The sequence below is a fragment of the Noviherbaspirillum denitrificans genome, from assembly GCF_002211445.1.
Taxonomy (GTDB): domain Bacteria; phylum Pseudomonadota; class Gammaproteobacteria; order Burkholderiales; family Burkholderiaceae_D; genus Noviherbaspirillum; species Noviherbaspirillum denitrificans.
In genome coordinates this window covers 667,829-669,963 of sequence record NZ_LSTO01000001.1, presented here as the reverse complement: position 1 = coordinate 669,963, position 2,135 = coordinate 667,829, and the positions used below count along the sequence as shown (strand labels likewise).

Annotated in this window: 2 protein-coding genes; both read right to left on the bottom strand. The window is 62.9% G+C overall.

Translation table 11 applies throughout. The annotated features are described in order from the left end of the window. Nucleotides 1–1,711: FHA domain-containing protein (locus tag AYR66_RS03415; protein WP_206047040.1), on the bottom strand; the 1,711-nt coding region annotated here is incomplete at its 3' end. Next, nucleotides 1,708–2,135, bottom strand: a 428-nt coding sequence (locus AYR66_RS28180; protein WP_141104147.1) for a TolC family protein, incomplete at its 5' end; no start/stop codon positions are given. The genes AYR66_RS03415 and AYR66_RS28180, both read right to left, overlap by 4 nt.

Here is a 2,135-nt window from a genome sequence, read left to right as displayed (position 1 = left end):
CCACCCCGCCGATGCGCGGGTATTTTTCCGCATATTCCTTCAGCAGCGGTTCCAGCGCGGCGGGCGTGTCACGCTTCAGTTCGTCCGCTATCGACGTTTTCAGTCGTTCGATCGCCGCTAGGTACACCGCCTCGTCACTCTGCAATTTGCGCAGATGGCTGAGCGCTTCCGCATACACCTCATCGAATGCGGGCACGATGCCGGAAATCGTCGCATAGGCACGCTGGTGCTTCTGCGTACCGTCGTCCCATTGCCGCAGCAGCGTGCGCAAGCGGTCTTCATCGCCATAGATACGGATCGGCGCGTCAGGTCCGCCACGCCCCATCACGAAGCGCTCCATCCCGCCCAGCCATTCCAGCTCGGCCAGCAGCGGATTCGCATGGTCGTTGTGGCGTGCTGCTTCCTTCATCCCGGCCAGCACCGACGCCGCCTTGTCGAAATTACGTGCCTTCATCGCCGCCACCCATTCCGGCAGCTGCGCCTTGAGCAGGGCTTCGGTGCCGAGAGCCTTGAGTTCCGCGTTGCCGGGGTTGCGGGCGAGATGCCGTGTTGCCAGCTCGGATGCCTGTGCGAATTTTCCATCTGCAATCAGGTCCTTCATCTCGCGTTCCGGTGCGCCGGACAGCCGCATCACGAGCACGGCCGCGACGAGGATGCCGAAGCCCGCGGCGGCGATGCGCAGCGCCCGCTTCGACAGCGCCTGTTCACCGCCGGCAAACGCGCCGGCCAGCTCGGAAATGAAGATGGCTGCCTTGCCGCGCGGCTTGCGGCGCACCGAATCGTCTTCGCCTTCTTCCTGCGGCTTCGCCTGCTCGTCATTGACTTCATCCTCCTGCCGCGGTCCGGGATCCACGCAGAAGATATCGAGGAAGGAATCGGGCGCGGCGACAAAGGTCGTCTTGTCCGGATTGCCGGTGGTCGGCATCACGCTCTGCACCATGGTGCTCAGCCTGGTGACGGTCGGGTCGGTCTCGAGTTCTTCCTTGTGCAGGCTGGCCTTGTAGACGAAATGATGGCCGCCGAAGGCCAGCGTATCGCCGTCGTTCAGCGGCGCCGCATGCTCGTCCAGCCGCTTGCCACCGACAAAGGTGCCATTGGTGCTGCCGAGGTCTTCGACAAACGCCTGCCCGCCCTTGAGGAAAATGTGCGCATGCCGCCGCGAGAGGTAGTTCACCTGGTGCGGGAACTCATCCTTGTAACGGGCAAATGCATCGTCGGCCTTGCTGATCAGGAAGGGAAAACTGCTGATGACGATCGGCTGCAGCCCCAGGTCCTCGCGTTCGGGATTGAGCACGACCGCGACCAGCCGCGCCGACATGATCGTGCGTTCCTTCGGCTTGCCGAGCCGCACCTTGTAGGTGAGCCGACCGCCGAAACTGATCTCGTCACCGTCGTTCAGCTTGGTGATCTTTTGCTGGACATCGACGCCATTGACCTTGGTGCCGTTCTTGCTGTCAAGGTCGGCGATGTAGACCGCGCCGTTCTCGGAAAAGATGCGCGCATGGCGGCGCGACAGGTCGGCGACGATATTCGGCGGGTAGTCGGAAAACGGCGGCTCCGTCCTGCCGATCGCAAACAGGTTTTCGTCGATGCGGATTTCACCCGCTTCTGGATGCGACACCGGCTTGAGTACGATGTCGTACTCCATGTCGACCGTCTGCATCCGCACGGTCGCGGCATTGTCGTGCGCCATGCTGCGTCTGACGTTCATTGGCTGGCGTTCCCCACCGCGACCGCCGGCCAGCCCCCGCCGAGCGCCTTGTAGAGCGTGACCGTATCGGACAGGATCTGCTGGTGGTTGGCCAGCAGCGCAAGCTCGGCCTGCAGCAGCGAACGCTCGGTTTCGAACACTTCAAGCTGCGACACCACGCCTTCCTTCAGCTGCGCCTCTACCTGCGTGGAGACGGAGCGCAGGTTTTCCACCTGCTGCTGCAGCTCCACGCGCTGCTTCTTGTGCGCGTCAAGGTTGACCAGCGCGTTCTCGACCTCCTCGAAGGCCGTGACCACGGTCTTGCGGTATTCCTCTTCCGCCACCTTGGTCTGCGCCTCGCTCGTCTTCACGCGGGCCTTCACGCTCGGGTCGAGGATCGGGATGCTGATGCTCGGCAAAAATCCGAAGGTGAAGGATTTCAGCA